General features: G+C 59.7%; 18 protein-coding genes. 11 read left to right on the top strand and 7 right to left on the bottom strand.

The features are described from left to right. Positions 1-39: 39 nt before the first annotated feature. The gene (locus ACI512_RS27400; RefSeq protein ID WP_162471081.1) at positions 40-933 is read right to left on the bottom strand and encodes a DMT family transporter; all 894 of its coding nucleotides are present in this window, start codon (positions 931-933) and stop codon (positions 40-42) included. A gap of 160 nt (positions 934-1,093) precedes the next feature. Here ACI512_RS27400 and ACI512_RS27395 point away from each other — a divergent pair, with 160 nt between their 5' ends. Further along, positions 1,094-2,518, top strand: coding sequence for a PLP-dependent aminotransferase family protein (locus ACI512_RS27395; RefSeq protein WP_046036409.1), 1,425 nt, complete (start codon positions 1,094-1,096; stop codon positions 2,516-2,518). An 83-nt stretch (positions 2,519-2,601) separates the two neighbouring features. Here ACI512_RS27395 and ACI512_RS27390 read toward each other — a convergent pair whose 3' ends face one another. Continuing rightward, complete coding sequence (locus ACI512_RS27390; protein WP_003193298.1) at positions 2,602-3,420, bottom strand: pyruvate, water dikinase regulatory protein; 819 nt, start codon at positions 3,418-3,420, stop codon at positions 2,602-2,604. A gap of 178 nt (positions 3,421-3,598) precedes the next feature. Between ACI512_RS27390 and ppsA the strand changes: the two genes are divergently transcribed. From ppsA to ACI512_RS27350, 8 genes are all read left to right on the top strand, one after another. Then, positions 3,599-5,974 (top strand): phosphoenolpyruvate synthase, encoded by a 2,376-nt coding sequence (gene ppsA, locus ACI512_RS27385; RefSeq protein WP_236379501.1) that lies wholly within the window; start codon positions 3,599-3,601, stop codon positions 5,972-5,974. 106 nt (positions 5,975-6,080) lie between these two features. After that, entirely contained in the window at positions 6,081-7,070 is a 990-nt protein-coding gene (locus ACI512_RS27380; RefSeq protein WP_046036410.1) for an alpha/beta fold hydrolase, read from the top strand. Between the two features lie 188 nt (positions 7,071-7,258). After that, complete coding sequence (gene rraA, locus ACI512_RS27375) at positions 7,259-7,750, top strand: ribonuclease E activity regulator RraA (RefSeq protein WP_064052646.1); 492 nt, start codon at positions 7,259-7,261, stop codon at positions 7,748-7,750. A 24-nt stretch (positions 7,751-7,774) separates the two neighbouring features. Further along, positions 7,775-8,770: a zinc transporter ZntB gene (locus ACI512_RS27370; RefSeq protein ID WP_064052647.1), complete on the top strand. Its 996-nt coding sequence runs from the start codon at positions 7,775-7,777 to the stop codon at positions 8,768-8,770. Positions 8,771-8,856: 86 nt separating this feature from the next. Continuing rightward, complete coding sequence (locus tag ACI512_RS27365; RefSeq protein ID WP_015885347.1) at positions 8,857-9,102, top strand: hypothetical protein; 246 nt, start codon at positions 8,857-8,859, stop codon at positions 9,100-9,102. A gap of 2 nt (positions 9,103-9,104) precedes the next feature. Then, complete coding sequence (locus ACI512_RS27360) at positions 9,105-9,929, top strand: mechanosensitive ion channel family protein (RefSeq protein WP_003175519.1); 825 nt, start codon at positions 9,105-9,107, stop codon at positions 9,927-9,929. An 87-nt stretch (positions 9,930-10,016) separates the two neighbouring features. Beyond that, a complete protein-coding gene (gene sigX / locus ACI512_RS27355) occupies positions 10,017-10,607 on the top strand; it encodes an RNA polymerase sigma factor SigX (protein WP_003175518.1) in 591 nt (196 codons plus the stop codon). A 107-nt stretch (positions 10,608-10,714) separates the two neighbouring features. Then, positions 10,715-11,695 (top strand): OmpA family protein, encoded by a 981-nt coding sequence (locus tag ACI512_RS27350; protein ID WP_015885346.1) that lies wholly within the window; start codon positions 10,715-10,717, stop codon positions 11,693-11,695. Positions 11,696-11,755: 60 nt separating this feature from the next. On the opposite strand, the gene cobA is transcribed toward ACI512_RS27350, so the two are convergent. The 5 genes from cobA to ACI512_RS27325 all read right to left on the bottom strand — a co-directional run bounded on the left by cobA (position 11,756) and on the right by ACI512_RS27325 (position 17,432). Then, the gene (gene cobA / locus ACI512_RS27345; protein WP_015885345.1) at positions 11,756-12,499 is read right to left on the bottom strand and encodes a uroporphyrinogen-III C-methyltransferase; all 744 of its coding nucleotides are present in this window, start codon (positions 12,497-12,499) and stop codon (positions 11,756-11,758) included. A gap of 26 nt (positions 12,500-12,525) precedes the next feature. After that, positions 12,526-14,196, bottom strand: coding sequence for a bifunctional protein-serine/threonine kinase/phosphatase (locus ACI512_RS27340; protein ID WP_236379500.1), 1,671 nt, complete (start codon positions 14,194-14,196; stop codon positions 12,526-12,528). Then, complete coding sequence (locus tag ACI512_RS27335; RefSeq protein ID WP_043205751.1) at positions 14,196-15,407, bottom strand: NarK/NasA family nitrate transporter; 1,212 nt, start codon at positions 15,405-15,407, stop codon at positions 14,196-14,198. Before ACI512_RS27335 ends, ACI512_RS27340 begins: the two co-directional genes overlap by 1 nt. A 209-nt stretch (positions 15,408-15,616) precedes the next feature. Continuing rightward, on the bottom strand, positions 15,617-16,192 hold the full coding sequence (locus tag ACI512_RS27330) for an ANTAR domain-containing response regulator (protein WP_015885342.1): 576 nt from the start codon (positions 16,190-16,192) through the stop codon (positions 15,617-15,619). A 13-nt stretch (positions 16,193-16,205) separates the two neighbouring features. After that, positions 16,206-17,432 (bottom strand): CmpA/NrtA family ABC transporter substrate-binding protein, encoded by a 1,227-nt coding sequence (locus tag ACI512_RS27325; RefSeq protein WP_236379499.1) that lies wholly within the window; start codon positions 17,430-17,432, stop codon positions 16,206-16,208. Between the two features lie 275 nt (positions 17,433-17,707). On the opposite strand from ACI512_RS27325, the gene sctC reads away from it, so the two are divergent. Further along, positions 17,708-19,153 carry a type III secretion system outer membrane ring subunit SctC gene (gene sctC, locus ACI512_RS27320; RefSeq protein ID WP_236379503.1) on the top strand — a complete coding sequence of 482 codons (1,446 nt, stop codon included), beginning with the start codon at positions 17,708-17,710 and terminating at the stop codon, positions 19,151-19,153. A gap of 156 nt (positions 19,154-19,309) precedes the next feature. Continuing rightward, positions 19,310-19,729: a winged helix-turn-helix domain-containing protein gene (locus ACI512_RS27315; protein WP_064052651.1), complete on the top strand. Its 420-nt coding sequence runs from the start codon at positions 19,310-19,312 to the stop codon at positions 19,727-19,729. Positions 19,730-19,735: the final 6 nt, after the last annotated feature.

Below are 19,735 nucleotides of genomic sequence, written 5' to 3'. Positions count from 1 at the left end.
GGCTCTCGCGTTGCTGATGTTGATGGGGCAGGGAAGGGGTCATTTTTTCTTGGCCAGGAGTTTTTCAACCGGCAACTTGGTGATCGCAAAGCCGGCCAGCAGGATGGCCGAATACAGCATCAAGTCACGGGAAATCGACACGCCTTCGTACCAGGCGCCAATGATCACCGCGAACACTGGGAAGATGATGAACACGAATGACAGGATGATCGGGCTCAAGCGCTTGAGCAGCATGAAGTACACGATGAACCCGCCCACCGAGGCCACCAGGCCCAGGTAGAACAGGGCGCCCCAAGAGCGCAAGGTGATGGCGTCGAAGGTCGGCGCTTCAAACCACAGCCCGGCGACGAACAGCATCAGCCCGGCAATGCCGATGGGCAGGGTGTTGTAGGTGATCACGCTGATGGCGCTGCCTTTCTGCTTGGTAATGACGTAGCACAAGGCATGCATGATCGCAGCGGTCAGAATCGCCAGTACCCCGAAGAACTCGGCGTGGTCCAGGTGCAGGCCCTGGCTCTTGATGATCATGTAGAGGCTGCCGAAACCGATACCGATACCGACCACCTGGGAAAAGTAGATGCGCTCGCGCAGGAACAGCGCGGAGAAGATCAGGATGAACACCGGCATGCAACTGAACAGCAGCGCGGTAAGGCCGGACGAGACATGCATTTCGCCGTAGTTGAGCAGGTAGTAGGGCACGCTGAAGTAGGACAGGGTTACAAACACAAAAAACCAGCGGCTTTCACGGGGAAACAGGATCGGCTCGCGGCGCACCATGGCAAAACACAGGAACAGCGGGAAAGCGATCAGGAAGCGCAGGCCGGCGGACGTCAGCGGCGGCACGCTCTCCACGGCAATCTTGATCCCCAGCCACGTAGTGCCCCAACTCAGGCAAACGATCAGGAACATCACGCTGGTGATCAGCCCGGCCAGCCACTGTTTTTGGGTTTTGGTCTTGGCGGTGTTTTCGAGAACGGCGGACATTGGCATCGTTTATTGCTTCCCTGAGCCGGAATTGAACTCTATATTGAGCTTGTAATGAGTTGTAAAAATCGGCGATTGAACCCGTAAAAGCACACTATTAGGGCGAAAGATGGCTGTCAAAACAAATATTGACATGGTGTCAATTATGCGTGAGGGGTTGTCCAACGGGCAGGGCGTGAAGTACAAGCGCCTGTCCGATGTCATGGAACGGGGCATCCTTGAAGGCTTGATTGAACCGGGAAGAAAACTGCCGCCCCATCGGGTGCTTTCCGACAACCTGGGTGTGACGATAGGCACCATCAGCCGGGCCTACGGCGAACTGGAACGCTTGGGCTTGGTTGTGGCGCGAGTCGGCGACGGCACGTTCGTGCGCAAGCGTGGGATGGAGCGCCAGCGCGATGAAGGTTTTCGCAACTTCAGCGAAGAGCCGCGTCAGTACTTCGACATGAGCCGCAACATGCACATCCCCGGGCAGGAGACGGTGTTCCTGGCCCAGAGCTTCCAAACCCTGTCGACCAACGCCAAGTTCCTCCAGGACATCAGTGCCTACACCCCGGACGCCGGCCTGCCGCGCTACCGTGAAGCGGGCGCGCAATGGCTGGTGCAGCGTGATTTTCATCCGATTCCCGAGCAAGTCATCTGCGTCAACGGCGGCCAGCACGGCCTGCTGTGCTCAATGATGGCGCTGTTGCGGGCGGGCGATACGGTGGTCACCGAACAGCTGACGTATCCGGGCCTTATTACGGCCGCGCGGATGCTGGGTATCCGCCTGATCGGCCTGGACATGGACGAGGAGGGCGTGCTGCCGAGCGCGCTGGACGAAGTCTGTCGTAATCACCGGATTTCAGCGCTGTACTGCACGCCCACGATCCAGAACCCGACCACGGCGGTGCTCTCGGTCGCGCGTCGCGAAGCGCTGGTCAAAGTGTGTCGGGAACACAACCTGCTGATTCTTGAGGATGAAGCCCACGGTGTGTTGGTCGAAGACCGGCCGCCGCCACTCAGCTATTTCGCCCCTGAGCGTACGATTCTGATCAGCAGCCTGAGCAAAGCGGTGTCCGCCGGGCTGCGCGTGGGCTATGTGCATGCGCCGCCGGCGTTGGTCAGCCGTATTTCGGCAGCCCTGCGTTCGACCTGCTGGATGGCCACGCCCGTGACCCTTGAGCTGGCCACCCAGTGGATCGAAAACGGCACGGCGGAATACCTGCTGCGCCAGCAGATCAACGAAATCAGCCGACGTAAAGCCCTGGTCCGCGACCTGCTGACCGGGCTGGAATACCGCACCCATCTCAACAGCCCGCATTTCTGGATTGAAGTGCCGGAGCCGTGGCGTGCGTCGGAAATCGAGGCGGAGCTCAAGCAGAATAATTACCTGATCGCTACCGCTGAAGCCTTTGCGGTGGGGCAGACGGCGGTGCCTCAGTTCATTCGGGCGAGTATCTGCAATACGTCGGGGGATGATCAGTTGTTACGGGCGGGGTTTGATGCGCTGGCTACAGCATTGGGGCAGGGAGGCGGGCGCTTCCACCTGTAACGGCGGGCTCGCTTTATCGTGGTGAGCTGGCTTGCCCAGCGCGAGGCAAGCTCGCTCACTACAAAAGCGGCAGGCGGTAATGACTATTTGAAGCGCCGCTCCACGCCTTTCTCCACCAGAATCTTCGCCGAAATCTCCTCCACCGAAAAATGCGTGGAATTGATGTGCGCAATATTCTCGCGACGGAACAGATTTTCTACTTCGCGCACTTCGAACTCGCACTGCGCATAGCTCGAGTAGCGACTATTGGGCTTGCGCTCATTGCGGATCGCCGTGAGACGGTCCGGGTCGATGGTCAGGCCGAACAGCTTGTGCGAGTGCGCGCGCAGGGCGGCCGGCAGCGTCAGGTGCTCCATGTCGTCCTCGGTCAGCGGGTAATTGGCTGCGCGAATACCAAATTGCATGGCCATGTATAGACAGGTGGGCGTTTTGCCGCAGCGCGACACGCCGACCAGGATCAGGTCGGCCTTGTCGTAGTAATGGGTACGGGCGCCGTCGTCGTTGTCGAGGGCAAAGTTCACCGCCTCGATACGCTCCATATAATTGGAGTTATGCCCAATGGAATGGGACTTTCCGACCGAATAGGAGGAGTGTTCACTCAACTCCTGCTCCAGCGGCGCCAGGAAGGTCGAGAAAATGTCGATCATGAAACCATTCGACGTTGCGAGAATCTCACGGATGTCTTGATTGACGATGGTGTCGAAAATGATCGGCCGGAAACCGTCTTTTTCAGCCGCCAGATTGATTTGTTGTACCATGGCCCGCGCTTTATCCACGCTGTCGATGTACGGACGCGTGAATTTGGCGAAGGTAATGTTTTCGAACTGCGCGAGCAGGCTCTGGCCCAATGTTTCGGCTGTGATGCCGGTGCCGTCGGAGATAAAGAAAGCAGATCGTTTCATTTGAGCCCTGGGCCTTAAGCTGATGGCGAATCTTGGATATGATAGGCGCGATTTTGCCGTCCCGCGGTGGGCCGCATTCTCACTTATTTTCCAGGTCCAGGCCACAAGCGCTGGCGAACGCTCCTACTGAGCAGCCGGCGTCCTGAGCTTTTCCAACACAGAAAGTGGAGAGATCACCTTGGTAGAGTACGTAGTTTCCCTCGATAAGCTCGGCGTCCATGATGTAGAGCACGTGGGGGGCAAGAACGCATCCCTCGGCGAGATGATCAGTAATCTTGCAGGCGCAGGTGTATCGGTGCCCGGTGGTTTCGCCACCACGGCCCAGGCTTACCGCGATTTCCTCGAACTGAGCGGCCTCAATGCTCAGATCCACGCCGCGCTGGACGCTCTGGACGTTGATGACGTCAATGCCCTCGCCAAGACCGGTGCCCAGATCCGCCAATGGATCATGGACGCCGAGTTCCCTGAGAAGCTCAACGAAGAAATCCGCACCGCCTTCGCCACCCTGTCGGCCGGCAACTCGGACATGGCTGTTGCCGTGCGCTCCTCGGCCACCGCCGAAGACTTGCCGGACGCCTCCTTCGCCGGCCAGCAAGAGACCTTCCTGAACATCCGCGGCGTCGAAAACGTGATTCGCGCAGCCAAGGAAGTCTTCGCCTCGCTGTTTAACGATCGCGCGATTTCCTACCGTGTGCACCAGGGTTTCGACCATAAGCTGGTGGCTTTGTCTGCCGGTGTACAGCGCATGGTGCGTTCGGAAACCGGCACTGCCGGCGTCATGTTCACCCTCGATACCGAATCGGGCTTCCGTGACGTGGTGTTTATCACCGGCGCCTACGGCCTGGGCGAAACCGTCGTACAAGGCGCGGTCAACCCCGACGAATTCTACGTACACAAACATACCCTTGAGGCTGGTCGCCCGGCCATCTTGCGCCGCAACTTGGGCAGCAAGGCCATCAAGATGATCTACGGTGACGAGGCCAAAGCCGGTCGCTCGGTTAAAACCGTTGAGGTGGACAAGGCCGAACGCGCCCGTTTCTGCCTGAGCGACGCGGAAGTCAGCGAGTTGGCCAAGCAAGCGATGATCATCGAAAAGCACTACAAGTGCCCGATGGACATCGAATGGGCCAAGGACGGTGACGACGGCAAGCTGTACATCGTGCAGGCCCGTCCGGAAACCGTGAAGAGCCGTACTTCGGCCAACGTCATGGAACGCTACCTGTTGAAAGAGACCGGCACGGTGCTGGTGGAAGGTCGCGCCATCGGCCAGCGCATCGGCGCGGGCAAGGTGCGGATCATCAAGGACGTGTCCGAAATGGACAAAGTCCAGCCAGGCGACGTTCTGGTCTCCGACATGACCGACCCGGATTGGGAACCGGTGATGAAACGCGCCAGCGCCATCGTCACCAACCGTGGCGGGCGTACCTGCCACGCGGCAATCATCGCCCGTGAGCTGGGGATTCCGGCCGTAGTGGGTTGCGGCAACGCCACCCAACTGCTCAAGGACGGCCAGGGCGTGACCGTGTCCTGCGCCGAAGGCGACACCGGCTTCATCTTCGAAGGCGAGTTGGGCTTCGACATCAAGCAAAACTCCATCGACGCCATGCCGGACCTGCCGTTCAAGATCATGATGAACGTCGGCAACCCGGACCGCGCCTTTGACTTCGCGCAGTTGCCGAACGCCGGTGTGGGCCTGGCCCGCCTGGAGTTCATCATCAACCGCATGATCGGCGTGCACCCCAAGGCCCTGTTGAACTACGACGGCCTGCCGCTGGACATCAAGGAAAGCGTCGACAAGCGCATCGCCGGCTACAACGACCCGGTCGGCTTCTACGTCGAGAAGCTGGTGGAAGGCATCAGCACCTTGGCGGCGGCGTTCTACCCGAAAAAAGTCATCGTGCGCCTGTCGGACTTCAAGTCCAACGAATACGCGAACCTGATCGGCGGCAAGCTCTACGAGCCGGAAGAAGAAAACCCGATGCTGGGCTTCCGTGGTGCCTCGCGTTACATCAGCGAAGCGTTCCGTGATTGCTTCGAACTCGAATGCCGCGCCCTAAAGCGCGTGCGCAACGAGATGGGCCTGACCAACGTCGAGATCATGGTGCCGTTCGTGCGCACCCTGGGCGAGGCGAGCCAGGTGGTCGACCTGCTGGCTGAAAACGGTCTGTCGCGTGGCGAAAACGGTCTGCGCGTGATCATGATGTGCGAACTGCCGTCCAACGCCATCCTGGCCGAAGAGTTCCTGGAGTTCTTCGACGGTTTCTCCATCGGCTCCAACGACCTGACCCAGCTGACACTGGGCCTGGACCGCGACTCCGGGATCATCGCGCACCTGTTCGACGAGCGTAACCCTGCGGTCAAGAAGCTGCTGGCCAATGCCATCCAGGCGTGTAACAAGGTCGGCAAGTACATCGGTATCTGTGGCCAAGGCCCTTCCGACCACCCTGACCTGGCCAAATGGCTGATGGAACAGGGCATCGAAAGCGTCTCGCTGAACCCCGATTCCGTGCTGGAAACCTGGTTCTTCCTGGCGGAAGGCCAAGCGTCCGTCTAAGGTCGTTACGTCAAAAGTGCCGGTCACCTGTCGAGGGTGACCGGCATTCTTATCTGTGCAGGGCGGGATTCCTTCCGGACGCCGCCCTTTTTTGTGCAAGAGCATTATGCAAAGCAGCAGCAACCTGTTTCCCGTCGCCCTGATCAGCGCTGAACGTCGTGGCGACCTGAGTGAAGATGTGTACCGCCTCAAACCCGGTAACAGCCCCGACGGTACCGTCGAGCTGGCCGTTACTCGTTTGGGCTTGGCCGATGTCCCGGAAAACCGGGGCATCCCGGTTATTTTGTTGCATGGCAGTTTTTCCAACCGGCGCTTCTGGTACTCACCCAAGGGCATTGGCCTGGGGGCTTACCTGGCACGCCAGGGGTTTGATGTGTGGATCCCGGAAATGCGCGGCCATGGTTTGTCCAAGCGCAATCATGACTACGCCCGCAATCGCGTCGCTGACTATGCACGCTATGACTTGCCGGCGATTGGCGCGTTTGTGCGTGAGCAGAGCGCGCAGATTCCCCACTGGATCGGCCATTCCCTGGGCGGCACAAGCCTGGCTGCGGCGCTGGGTGGGCACCACCTTGGCGCGCCGGCAGTGGCTTCGGTGGCGTTGTTTGGTTGCCAGGTCAGCCGCACCCACTGGCCGTTGAAATTGCCACCGGTGGAGTGGACTGGCCGCTTGCTGCTGAAACGCTTCGGCGAACTGTCCGGCTCACGGTTCAAGCGTGGCCCGGAGGACGAGCCCGCGGGCGTGTTGATCGAAGCCATGCGTTGGAATGGTCTGTTCGGCCGCTTTGGCGAGGGTAAAAACGACTGGTGGAAAGGCTTGGCAAGTGTCGATGTGCCGTTGTTGGCGGTCAGCGCCGCCGGCGATCATCAGGACCCTGACTGGGCGTGTCGCAAATTGTTCGAGCAAGTCGGATCCGAGCACCGTCAATACCTGTGCCTGGGCCGCCAGCAAGGGTTTACCGAGGATTTCGGGCACGTGGAAATGCTGGTCAGCAAAGCCGCACAGGTTCAAGTGTGGCCATTGGTGGAGCAGTGGTTGAAAGATCCGCTCACACCCTTATTCGGTGTGCAGGCCGAGGTGCTGGCCACGGTTTGAGGCAACGCTCTGCCAAGGGCGTTTCACTCGTGTGTGGTTGCGGCTAAGATATGACGCGTTAAACGCTTCTGGTCATATTCAGTCGCGCAGTGGCTATTGCGTTGCGGCGATGCGGATGGGATGTTTCGCCCCTGCTTGGGCTGGCGCTTCTTTCGAAAGACACCTCTTTGACAGAAAGGAATTTTTCAATGAACCATTACGTGACCCCTGACCTGTGCGACGCCTACCCGGAACTGGTGCAGGTGCTTGAGCCGATGTTCAGCAATTTCGGCGGCCGAGATTCCTTTGGTGGTGAAATTGTCACCCTAAAATGTTTCGAAGATAACTCCTTGGTCAAGGAACAGGCCGACCAGCCTGGCGCCGGCAAGGTGCTGGTGGTCGATGGGGGTGGTTCCCTGCGCCGCGCGCTGCTGGGCGACATGATCGCCGAGAAAGCCGCAAAAAATGGCTGGGAAGGCCTGGTGATCTACGGCTGCATCCGTGACGTCGATGTGATCGCCCAGACCGACCTGGGGGTGCAGGCCTTGGCGAGTCACCCGATGAAGACCGACAAACGCGGCATCGGTGACTTGAACGTGGTGGTCACGTTTGCGGGGGTGACGTTCCGTCCGGGTGAGTACATCTACGCCGACAACAACGGCGTGATTGTGTCGCCCAGCCCGCTGAAAATGCCTGAATAAACCGCAATAATCGACGGGGTGAGGATGTTCGAGGAAGAAAACGCGCAATGGGGGCTGGTGCATGCCCTGGTGCTGGACGGTAAAGGCGGTGCGCGTTCGATTGCCCGGACAGAGCTCGACGACTTGCAACTGCAACCTCAGGAAAGCCTGTGGTTGCATTGGGATCGCAGCCATCCGCAGACCCAGACCTGGCTGCGTAAATCCAGTGGCTTGAGCGAGTTCGCCTGTGACCTGTTGCTGGAGGAGAACACCCGTCCGCGTCTGTTGCCGTTGCCGGACGCGGAACTGCTGTTGTTTCTGCGTGGGATTAACCTCAACCCAGGGGCTGAGCCGGAAGACATGGTTTCGGTGCGTATCTTCGCCGCAGCCAGTCGTGTGATTTCCCTGCGTTTGCGCCCATTGCGCGCTACTGACGAGCTGCTGGTGCAGTTGGCGGACGGCAAGGGCCCGAAAACGGCCTCGGAACTTATCCTTTATATGGCGCAGTACCTGACCAATAAAGTGCAGGATCTGGTCACGGACTTGTCTGAAGTCGTCGATGCAGAGGAAGAAAAACTCGATACCGACGAACGGTATACGCCGGAACATGGCAGCGTTTTGCAGATCCGTCGACGCGCCGCTGGGCTGAAGCGATTCCTCGCACCGCAGCGGGATATTTTTGCCCAGCTCACGCGGATCAAATTGCCGTGGTTCTGTGACGACGATGCCGACTATTGGAACGAATTGAACAACAGCCTGACCCGCTACCTGGAAGAGCTCGAATTGACCCGGGAGCGCGTGGGGCTTGTGCTTGAGGCCGAAGACCGGCGCTTGAGCGTACGCATGAACCGCACCATGTACCGGTTCGGGATCATCACCGGGATCTTCCTGCCGATGAGTTTTCTCACCGGGCTGCTGGGTATAAATGTGGGCGGGATTCCGTTCTCTGCCAGCCCCTATGGATTCATGATTGCGTGCCTGTTGATGGTCTCGGTCGCGCTTGGACAATGGTGGCTTTTTCGACGGTTGCGCTGGGTTTGAGCTGAATATGACCTGAACGTATGAAGGGTCCTATGTGACCTCAGGAATTTTACCCTCGTCTTTTAAATCACTTGCGAGAGGTCTTTATGCACGATCCGTTCGAACAGTCTTTGCGTGACATGCTCAATGCCTCGCCGTCCAATCGGGACGACGATGCCTGCCTGGGCCGCGTGTTGAAAACCGCCAACCGCCAGGTGGGTGCGGGTGACCTGTTCGGTCTGCTCGGCCGCTGGATGCCGGCGCTGATGATGGCGCTGAACAATGGTTCGGCCCACGTATCGCCTGTTTCCCGTCGTAAACCTCTTGCTCGTACTGCTGATAAGGCTGATTGAATATGGAACTTGATCTCTGGACGCAGAGCCTGGTCACCGCGATGACCGCATTGTGGACCAAGGTGGCGAATTTCATTCCCAACCTGTTTGGTGCGCTGGTGCTGGTGCTGTTGGGTTTTGTCGTAGCCAAGCTGCTCGACACCCTGCTGTCCAAATTGCTGGCAAAACTGGGCCTGGACCGGCTTATGGCAGGCACCGGCCTGACCAAGCTGTTGGGCCGTGCCGGGCTGCAAGTACCGATCTCAACATTGATCGGCAAGATCGTTTATTGGTTTGTTTTGCTGATTTTTCTGGTTTCTGCGGCTCAATCCCTTGGACTTGAGCGAGTTTCAGCTACGCTCGACATGCTGGCGCTGTATTTGCCGAAGGTTTTTGGCGGCGCGCTGGTACTGCTGGTAGGCGTTTTGCTGGCACAATTGGCCAATGGGCTGGTGCGTGGCGCCGCCGAAGGCGTGGGACTGGATTACGCCGCCGGCTTGGGGCGAATCGCTCAAGGGCTGGTGATCATCATCAGTATTTCGGTCGCGATCAGCCAGTTGGAGGTCAAGACTGACCTGCTCAACCATGTGATTGTGATCGTTTTGATTACCGTTGGTCTGGCAGTTGCGCTGGCCATGGGCTTGGGAAGCCGGGAAATTGCCGGTCAGATTCTTGCGGGAATCTATGTGCGTGAGCTGTATCAGGTTGGGCAACAGGTGCGTGTGGGCGAGGTCGAAGGGCAAATCGAGGAGATCGGCACAGTCAAGACAACGGTGCTGACCGATGACGGCGACCTGGTGTCGCTGTCCAATCGGATTCTCCTGGAACAGCAGGTCAGTAGCCGCTAACCCGGCAAACCCTGCTAATGTACGCCGCCGCGAACCCGGCTGATCGGGCTGTGGCGGACATTGACCTGACTGTCGGCACGACTTGTTTTGAATAAAGCCCAAACGCTGTCCACGCGCTATGACCCCCGTGAGCTCTCTGATGAGGAGTTGGTCGCGCGTGCGCACACGGAGCTGTTTCACGTAACTCGCGCGTACGAAGAATTGATGCGCAGATATCAACGCACTTTGTTCAACGTTTGTTCAAGGTATTTAGGGAACGATAGAGATGCGGATGATGTCTGTCAGGAAGTGATGCTCAAGGTGTTGTACGGCCTGAAGAACTTCGAGGGCAAATCGAAGTTCAAGACCTGGCTGTACAGCATCACGTACAACGAGTGCATCACGCAGTATCGGAAGGAACGGCGAAAGCGTCGCTTGATGGACGCTTTGAGTCTGGACCCCCTTGAGGAGGCGTCTGAAGAAAAGGCGCCGGCACCCGAGGAGAAGGGCGGACTCGATCGCTGGCTGGTGTATGTGAATCCGATTGACCGGGAAATTCTGGTGCTACGATTTGTCGCAGAGCTGGAATTTCAGGAAATCGCCGACATCATGCACATGGGTTTGAGTGCTACAAAAATGCGTTACAAACGTGCTCTTGATAAATTACGTGAGAAATTTGCGGGCGAGACTGAAACTTAGTGCGTGGCAAATATCTCTTACGTGTAGGCAAGTTCTGTTAGACTTGTCGCCGAGTTGTCCCCCGGTTTGTGGGACTGCTTTACAATCACCAGATGGGGATTTAACGGATGAAACTGAAAAACACCTTGGGCTTGGCCATTGGTTCTCTTATTGCCGCTACTTCTTTCGGCGTTCTGGCACAAGGCCAAGGCGCAGTTGAAGGCGAGCTGTTCTACAAGAAGCAGTACAACGATAGCGTTAAGCACATCGAAGACGGCTTCAATCCTGGCGCTCGCATCGGTTACTTCCTGACCGACGACCTGTCCTTGAACCTGTCCTACGACAAAACCAACCACACCCGTTCGAACGACGGTACTGGTAACCAGAAGATCAAAGGCGATACCGGCAGCCTGGTTGCCCAGTATCACTTCGGTCAAGCTGGCGTAGACAGCCTGCGTCCATACGTAGAAGGCGGTTTCGGCCACCAGAGCCGTACCAACGTTCAGGCTGACGGCCACAGCGGTCGCGACCAGACTACCTTCGCTACCGTTGGTACTGGCGTGAAGTACTACTTCACCAACAACCTGTACGCTCGTGCCGGTGTTGAAGCTGACTACGGTCTGGACAACGGCAAGTGGGATTACTCCGCACTGGTCGGCCTGGGCGTGAACTTCGGCGGTAACGCTGGCGCAGCTGCTCCAGCTCCTACCCCAGCACCAGCTCCAGAGCCAACTCCAGAGCCAGAAGCTCCAGTTGCTCAGGTTGTTCGTGTTGAGCTGGACGTTAAGTTCGACTTCGACAAGTCGGTTGTTAAGCCTAACAGCTACGGCGACGTGAAAAACCTGGCCGACTTCATGGCTCAGTACCCAGCTACCAACGTAGAAGTTGCTGGTCACACTGACTCCGTAGGTCCAGACGCTTACAACCAGAAGCTGTCCCAGCGTCGTGCTGACGCTGTTAAGCAAGTCCTGGTTAAAGATGGCGTTGCTCCAAGCCGCATCACCGCAGTAGGTTACGGCGAATCCCGCCCAGTTGCTGACAACGCAACTGAAGCTGGTCGTGCTGTTAACCGTCGCGTAGAAGCGTCGGTTGAAGCTCAAGCTCAGTAATTACTGAGTGGTAGAAAAAAGCCCGGCTTAGGCCGGGCTTTTTTTCGCCTGCAATTTGCCTCAGGCGCGTACGGCTTCTGCGAGGTAGGCGGCCTGTTCGGCGGCGGCAACACGGCCGATCACCAGGATCGCGGGGCTCTTCAGGGCAAATGCCTGTGCATCTTCATACATCCGGGACAGCTCGCTGCGGCATTCCCTTTGTTGGGGCAGCGATGCGTTTTCGATCATCGCCACCGGCATATCCGCCGCCATCCCGCCGTCGAGCAATTGCTGACGGATCTCCTCCAGCTTCGCTACGCCCATGTACACCACCAAGGTGGTCCCGCCCTCTGCCAGTGCACGCCAATTCAGGCTGCTGTCGTCCTGGGTGTGCGCTGTGACCAGGGTCACGCCACGACTTACGCCGCGCAACGTCAGCGGAACCGCGCAATTCGTCGCGCCCGCCAGCCCCGCCGTAATCCCGTTAACCAACTCCACTTCGACACCTCGTTCACGCAGCCAAACAGCTTCTTCGCCACCGCGCCCGAAAATGCATGGGTCGCCGCCCTTCAGGCGCACCACGCACTTGCCTTGACGGGCATAGCGCAGCATCAGGCGGTGAATAAAGTCTTGCGGCGTTGAGCGGCAGCCGCCGCGTTTGCCGACGGTGATCACTCGTGCCCCGGCGCAATGTTCCAGTACGGCCGGGTTGACCAGATCATCGATCAGCACCACATCGGCTTCGTGCATGGCCCGTACGGCCTTGAGGGTCAACAGTTCTGGGTCACCGGGACCTGCGCCCACCAGCCAGACTTTTGCGTTCATGTGTTTTCCCTCGTGTAGAGATGACATCAGCGGTGAAAGAGTGAATACAGCAACACCAGATTGATCAGCAGCGAAGCCAGCGCCAGGGTCCGCCAGACTTTCAATGGCTCGCGCTCCAGCAAAGGCCTGGGCCGGATGCTCAGTTCCTGGCGGTCTGCCTGTTCCAGCACCAGCAACCATTCCTCGGCGGTTTCATATCGATGCTCAGGCTGGGCGGCCACGGCTTGCTCCAGGCTGAGCGGCAGCCAATCCGGCAAGTCGGGGCGATAACGGCTGGCGCTGACCGGCTGGGTAAACTTGGGGCGTTGGAAGGCCTCGATCTCACCGTAGGGGTAATGCCCGGTCAGCAGGTAATAGAGGGTGACGCCGACGCTATATAAATCCTGTTGAGCGGTAGGAGGGTCACCATTGAATGCCTCGGGTGCGATAAAGCTCGGCGTACCAGGCAGTACGTGAGCGCGGTCCTCCGAAAGGCCGGGGCAGTAGGCCAGGCCGAAATCCAGCACCCGCAGTTCACCGTCGTCCCCTTGCAGCAGGTTCTCCGGCTTAATGTCGCGGTGCAGGATTTGCCGTCGATGCAGCATGCCCACCGCCCGCAGCAAGCGCTCGGCAATGGACTGCCACTGCGCCAGGGGCAACGTACCCTGTTGCTTGAACACTTCAGCCAGGGTTTGCCCTGGGTATTCGCGCATGACGTAGTACAAATGCTGACGCCCGCTGGCGGGATGGACTTCAGGAAAGGACCGCCCGGCGACGCGTCGTAAAAACCACTCCTCCGACAACAACGCCTGGCCGGCGTCGCTGTCATCGTCGCGGCTCAACGGCAGGGTTTTCAGCAGCCAGGGTTGCTGTTGGGCATCCCGCACCCGGTACAGCAACGACTGTCGGCTTTGCGCCAGCACGGTTTCTACCTGCCAGCCTTCAAAACGTTGTCCGGCCTTCAAGGCTGGCGGCAGTGGCCATTGCTGTAATTGCACCAGCGCATCGCCCAACGTGGCCGCGCCGAGGGTGTCCACGCGCACCAGCAGGGCGCTGGCGTTGTCCTGGCTGCCCGCCAGGTGCGCGGCGTTCACTAGCGTGTTGACCGCCAGATCCAAGTCCGTTTGTTCGCGCAGGATGGCGCTGATGCTGCGATCGCCCAGGGTTGCCCACACGCCGTCACTGAGCAGCAGGAAGCACTCGCCTTCGCGCAATTGGCCATCCAGGAAGTCCAGCACCAGGTGCTGGTCCAGGCCCAATGCGCGCTTCAGCACGTGTTGCATGCCCGGCTGTTCCCAGACGTGATCCTCGCTGATGCGCTGCAACTCACCGTCCAGCCAGCGATACGCCCGGCAATCCCCAACATGCGCCAGGGTAAAGCGCTGGCCGCGAAACACCAGGGCGCTGAGGGTGGTCAGCAAGGGCTGGCCACCCCCATTGGCTTGCAACCAGCGATTCTGTGCCAGTAGCAAACGTTCCAGGGCCTGGGCCACGCCCCAGGTTTGCGGCGTGGCGTAGTAATCCAAGGCCAGCGCCTGCAAGGTCGAGCGCGCGGCCAAGCCACCATCGGCACACTGGCTTACGCCGTCGGCGATGGCGCACAGGTAGCCTTTGCTGGCCGCCAGTTCGGCCACAGGCGTCACCACCCGCAGCGCGTCCTGGTTTTCCGTGCGTGGGCCGATGGCACTGGCCTGGGCGACGCTCAGCTGCAGGCTCATCAGACGCGGGCAGCCGTCACAGCGGCCGAGCCCCAGGTGGTTCTCCAGCGACGTTTCACGCCATGCAGGCCAAACCAGGCCAACACGCCCAGGCTGGCAAACAGCCACAGCGCCATTTGATAGCTGCCGGTGCTTTGTTTGATCGCACCCATGCCCGCCGCCAGGGCGAAGCCGCCGATGCCGCCGGCCATGCCGATCAGGCCGGTCATCACGCCGATCTCACGCCGAAAACGCTGTGGCACCAGTTGGAACACCGCGCCATTACCTGCCCCCAGGCCGAGCATGGTGCAGACGAACAGGGCCAGCGCCGCGTAGGAACTCGGCAGGTTGAAACCCACCGCCGCGATGCAGATCGCCGCTACGCTGTACATGCCCAACAGGGTCCGGATCCCGCCGAAACGGTCCGCCAGGGCGCCGCCCAGTGGGCGCATCAGGCTGCCGCCGAACACGCACGCGGCGGTGTAGTAGCCGGCGGTCACCGGGCTCAGGCCGTACTGGTCGTTGAAATAGCCGGGCAGAGCGCTCGCCAGGCCGATAAAGCCGCCGAAGGTCACGCTGTAGAAAAACATGAACCACCAGCTGTCACGGTCGCCGAGCGCCTTGAAGTAGTCGGCCATGGACTTGGCTTTGGGCCGTTCAGGGGCGTTGCGGGCGAGCCAGGCAAAGACGATCAGGGTCAGCACCAGTGGGATCAAGGCAAAGCCGAAGACGTTGCTCCAGCCAAATGCGGCGGCCAATACCGGCGCCAGCAATGCGGCGAACACCGTGCCGGAGTTACCTGCACCGGCGATGCCCATGGCTTTGCCCTGATGCTCGGCCGGGTACCACTGGGACGCCAGCGGCAGTGCAACCGCAAACGACGCGCCGGCCATGCCCAGGAACACGCCCAGCAACAAGGCTTGCTCGTAACTGTGGATGCCCAGTTTCCAGGCACCGAACAAGGCGCAGATGACTATCACCTGTCCAATCATGCCGGCGGTCTTGGGCGACAGTTTGTCCGCGAGCATGCCCATCAAGAAGCGCAGCACCGCGCCGGCTAGAATCGGCGTCGCCACCATCAGGCCGCGCTGCTGGGTGGTGAGGTGCAGGTCGGCGGCAATTTGGATTGCCAGTGGGCCAAGCAGGTACCAGACCATGAAACTCAGGTCGAAATACAGGAAGGCGGCAAACAGGGTCGGGGTGTGCCCGGATTTCCAGAAGCTTGATTTCATCACGCACCTCAACGGTTGGGAGTCTTGTAAGAAGGCCTGGTGATGGAACAGCCGGCTAAGGCCGCCCCACCGGCCCCGTTTCCGGGGCCAAAACAAAAAAACGCCGCCACCGGGTTCGCGAGGGCAAACCGGGTGTGCGACGTCTTTGTCGTGGAGGGGCAACCGCCGTTGGCTACCTGTGATGTTTACTTAGCAAGAGCTGCGCCAAATCAGCCAAGCAACTCACTCATGGCGATAATCTGCTCCGCTACCTGGATCAGCTTCTGCTGGCGGCTCATGGCCTGGCGGCGCATCAGCGTGTACGCCTCTTCCTCGTTGCAGTCCTTCATTTTCATCAGCATGCCCTTGGCCAGCTCGATGCGCTTGCGCTCGGCGAGCTGTTGGTCCCGCGCCTGGAGTTGGGCGCGCAAGGCCTGGTCGCTTTCGAAGCGAGCCATGGCCACGTCGAGGATCGGCTGCAGGCGCTGGGCCTGGATACCTTCGACGATGTAGGCGCTGACGCCGGACTTGATCGCCTGGCGCATCACGTTCGGGTCGTGTTCGTCGGTAAACATCACGATGGGCCGAGGTTGATCGCGGCTGACCAGGACCACTTGCTCCATCACATCGCGGCCCGGTGACTCGGTATCGATCAGGATGACATCCGGGCGCACCGTTTCGACGCGCGCGGGCAGGTCGATGGTCAGGCCGGACTCATCGATCACCTCAAAACCGGCTTCGATCAGCGCTGCCCTGAGACGGCCGACCTTGCGCGGGGTGTCGTTGATTAACAGGATTCGCAGCATGGACGTCCTCCTGTCAGCGCAAGGCTTGGCGGTGGGTGTGATCGGCCAGGGCATGCAGGCGGAAGCTGCGGGCATAGCCGGCGGGGTCGGAACCGTCCCAGATTTTGCCGTCGATCAGTTGGCTGCTGCGCATGTCCTGGTCTTTCGTGGTGATACCCAGCGCCTCGGCGGCCTGGCGATAAAGCCCAAGTTGCTGCACCTGGCGTGCGACACCGAGATAGTCGGGGTCTTCGCGCAAGAGGCCCCAGCGTCGGAATTGGGTCATGAACCACATGCCGTCGGAGAGGTAGGGCAGGTTGACGTCACCACCGGCAAAAAACCTCAGGGCGTGCGGATCCTGCCACCGGTTGCCCAGGCCGTCGTCATAGGCGCCCAGCAGGCGCGGTTCGATGCAATCGAGCGGGGCGTCGAGGTACTCGCGGCCACTGAGCAATTGCGCGGTGGAGCGGCGGTTTTCGCTGCTCTCTTCGATAAACCGACTGGCTTCCAGGATCGCCATCACCAGTACACGCGCGGTGTTGGGGTACTGTTCGACAAACGCCTGGGTGCAACCGAGCACTTTTTCCGGATGATCCGGCCAGATCGTCTGGGTGGTTGCCAAGGTAAATCCTTGGTTTTGCTTTACCGCGCTGGCACACCAGGGTTCCCCGACGCAAAACCCATCGATGCGCCCGGCTTGCAGGTGCGCCACCATTTGCGGTGGCGGCACCACCACGCTGTCCACATCCTGTAACGGGTGAATCCCTTGGCTCGCCAGCCAGTAATAAAGCCACATGGCGTGGGTGCCTGTAGGAAAGGTCTGGGCGAAGGTCAGTTTTGTTCGGCTTTGGTGCACGTGACGGTCCAGCGCCTCAGGAGTGATCACCCCTTGCTGCTGCAAACCGTGGGACAGGTTGATGCTCTGGCCGTTCTGGTTGAGTCCCATCAGTACGGCCATGTCGGTGGGCGCGACGCCGCCGATGCCCAGGTGCACGGCATAGATCAACCCGTACAGGCTGTGGGCGGCATCCAGTTCGCCGCTGACCAGTTTGTCGCGCAGGTTGGCCCAGGACGATTGACGCTTGAGGTTCAGGGTCAGGCCGTAAGGTTGAGCGAACCCTTGGGTGGCTGCCACCACCATCGAGGCGCAGTCGCTCAGGGCCATGAAGCCGAGGTCGAGGCTGCTCTTTTCCGGGGCATCACTGCCGTTGACCCAGGCCAGCGGGTCGTTCATCGGGCTGTTGCCAACCGAATCGTTCATCTACACCTACCTATTCATTCAAAAAAAAGCGTCGTTCCCCCAGATGGCGATGTAAGCCACTGCGGGTAACGACGCCTTTGTCTGTCAGCTCGCGCCGCCGTTGGTGCGTGCTCTGATACTGAGTTCATAGCAAGGCACATGCCACGGGCGGTGCGCCTCGGGCAGCCATCAACTTTCCATCAAGATTGAAACCGGGCGGCCTTTCAGTATGGCGGCACTCTCAATGCCAGACTGCCCAGGAATCCCCCCCGGTGTACGCCGACTTCATTGCAACGATGCCCCGCCTCTGGCTGTGCCGTCGGTTATTGTTTGCCGTGTTGCTTGCCGTGCTGGTGTCGGAAAGTGCGCTCGTCTGGGGCGAGCTTTACCAGGCGCAGGACGAAAGCCTGCATACCGTGTTCACGGCCCTGTCGGAGCCGCTGGGGTTGCCCATCGTTGTCAGCGCCGCGGTGGCGCGCAAACGCGTCAGCGCAGCGCTTGATTTCGAGACGCCGCAGCCGGCCCTGGAGGCGCTTGCACTGCAACAAGGGTTGATCTGGTACAGCGACGGTCAAGCGCTCTATGTCTATGACGCTGACGAGGCGAAAAGCTCTGCGGTGACCTTGCGGCATATTTCCGTCGACAGGCTGCGTAGCCTCATGCGCCGATCGGGTCTCGATGAGTCACGCTATCCCTTACGTGAAAGTGGAGTGCGCACATTTTATGTGTCCGGCCCACCAAACTATGTCGACCAAGTGCTGCGCCTGACCCAATTGATGGACCGGCAAAGGGCCGATCTGCGGGTGGGCAAGCAGGCTTTTGGCGTAGTGCAGGTGCTCAATACCGATGTGGCCGACCGACAGTACGGCACGAGCGACAGCCCGGTCACCGTACCCGGGATGGCGTCGATGATCGAAACCCTGCTGGCCAGTGAGCATCAGGGGATGCTGGCCGACAAGAGCCTTGGCGTGATTGCCTACCCGGATAGCAACAGCCTACTGATCAAGGGCAAGCCGGCGCAGGTGAGTTTCATCCAGAAACTGGTGGCGGAACTCGACATACCTAAGCGATCGATCGAAGTCTCGCTGTGGCTGGTGGATCTGGAGCGCGACGAACTGAAGAAGCTGGGCATGGACTGGGGCGACGACACCAACACTTCGACCACGCGTGTCCTGGCGCCCGTGGACGACAGTCACTTGATGGCCAGCATCGGCGCATTGGAGCGTCGGCGGCGGGCGACGGTGGCGACATTGCCGGTGATTCTCACCCAGGAGAACGTCCCCGCGGTGTTTCAAGATAACCACACGTTCTATATGCCACCTCCCGGAAGTGACCGAACTGACTGGAAACCTGTGCGTTATGGCACCCAGGTCAGCGTACTGCCGCGTTTTGCCGAGGCTAACCAGATCGAGATGCGCCTTGAGGTTCAGGACGGACGCCAGATGAGTGAGGCGCAGGGGCGTGAAAAAAACACGGCGGTGGGGCGAGTGGGTGTCAACAGTGTGGTGCGTTTACCTCCAGGCAGGCGCCTATGGCTGGGCGCGTTTAACCGCAAGTCAGAAGGGCGAGGGCGTCCGGCTCAAGTGCGGCTATTTGTGGTCCAGGCCAGAGCCGTGGGCGGCGAGTTGAAGGACGCGGTCGAGCGCGCAGGGCCACCCCCCTTGACGGCTGCACAATACGACCGTGTTCAACGTGCATTTGTACGGACGGAGCGTGATCTCGCACCTGCATCAGGTGAATAGCGAAACGTCTTACAACATGACTTTGAAAAGCGCTGCGCGTATGAGCCTTTTCCTAACGTGAGCGGCGAGGCAGGCTCTATATAGTCGTGACATCGGTACTTGAGCCAGAAATGGAAATGGGGTCTTCAATGTCAGTCGTCGGAGGTCGAGGTGGTAATGGCTGTCATGGATAATGGAGGGACGGCCATTACCCTGTTTTTTTCGCATTGGGCCTTGCATGACGATGGTCGCCTGGTCGGCGAGGGTTCGGACGACCAGTTACCGCCCAAGGAACTGCAGGTGTTGCGATTGCTGCTGGAGTCCGAGGGCGTTTTGATGACCAAGGATCGGTTGTTGGAGCTGGCCTGGCCCCAGGGGGAGGTCGCCGAGGAGTCACTGACACGCTGCATATATTCGCTGCGCAAGTACCTTGGCGCCGACAAGGGGTTTATCAAGACGATATACGGTCGTGGCTACCGTTTTACCTGCCCGGTGAGCGTCGAAGGGCATGCACCGGGTCATAGGGCGCATGTGTGCTCGGTATGCGGCCAAGTCAGCCATGGCGGGTTAAAGCGTGGTTCGGTAACCCGTGGCTAGGTTCTG

Origin of the sequence: Pseudomonas petroselini, assembly GCF_045037875.1 — a bacterium.
Lineage (GTDB): Bacteria > Pseudomonadota > Gammaproteobacteria > Pseudomonadales > Pseudomonadaceae > Aquipseudomonas > Aquipseudomonas petroselini.
Note: the sequence above shows the minus strand (reverse complement) of the source record. Positions and strands in the feature narration are given on the sequence as shown.

Bases quoted from the DNA above. Each gene is read 5' to 3' on its own strand.
- ACI512_RS27360 (WP_003175519.1), top strand. From the start codon at position 9,105: ATGGAACTTGATCTCTGGACGCAGAGCCTGGTCACCGCGATGACCGCA.
- ACI512_RS27340 (WP_236379500.1), bottom strand. From the start codon at position 14,196: ATGAGCCTGCAGCTGAGCGTCGCCCAGGCCAGTGCCATCGGCCCACGC.
- sctC (WP_236379503.1), top strand. From the start codon at position 17,708: ATGCCCCGCCTCTGGCTGTGCCGTCGGTTATTGTTTGCCGTGTTGCTT.
- ACI512_RS27390 (WP_003193298.1), bottom strand. From the start codon at position 3,420: ATGAAACGATCTGCTTTCTTTATCTCCGACGGCACCGGCATCACAGCC.
- ACI512_RS27365 (WP_015885347.1), top strand. From the start codon at position 8,857: ATGCACGATCCGTTCGAACAGTCTTTGCGTGACATGCTCAATGCCTCG.
- cobA (WP_015885345.1), bottom strand. From the start codon at position 12,499: ATGAACGCAAAAGTCTGGCTGGTGGGCGCAGGTCCCGGTGACCCAGAA.
- ACI512_RS27325 (WP_236379499.1), bottom strand. From the start codon at position 17,432: ATGAACGATTCGGTTGGCAACAGCCCGATGAACGACCCGCTGGCCTGG.
- ACI512_RS27315 (WP_064052651.1), top strand. From the start codon at position 19,310: ATGGCTGTCATGGATAATGGAGGGACGGCCATTACCCTGTTTTTTTCG.
- ACI512_RS27370 (WP_064052647.1), top strand. From the start codon at position 7,775: ATGTTCGAGGAAGAAAACGCGCAATGGGGGCTGGTGCATGCCCTGGTG.
- rraA (WP_064052646.1), top strand. From the start codon at position 7,259: ATGAACCATTACGTGACCCCTGACCTGTGCGACGCCTACCCGGAACTG.
- ACI512_RS27335 (WP_043205751.1), bottom strand. From the start codon at position 15,407: ATGAAATCAAGCTTCTGGAAATCCGGGCACACCCCGACCCTGTTTGCC.
- ACI512_RS27330 (WP_015885342.1), bottom strand. From the start codon at position 16,192: ATGCTGCGAATCCTGTTAATCAACGACACCCCGCGCAAGGTCGGCCGT.
- ACI512_RS27350 (WP_015885346.1), top strand. From the start codon at position 10,715: ATGAAACTGAAAAACACCTTGGGCTTGGCCATTGGTTCTCTTATTGCC.
- ACI512_RS27380 (WP_046036410.1), top strand. From the start codon at position 6,081: ATGCAAAGCAGCAGCAACCTGTTTCCCGTCGCCCTGATCAGCGCTGAA.
- ACI512_RS27395 (WP_046036409.1), top strand. From the start codon at position 1,094: ATGGCTGTCAAAACAAATATTGACATGGTGTCAATTATGCGTGAGGGG.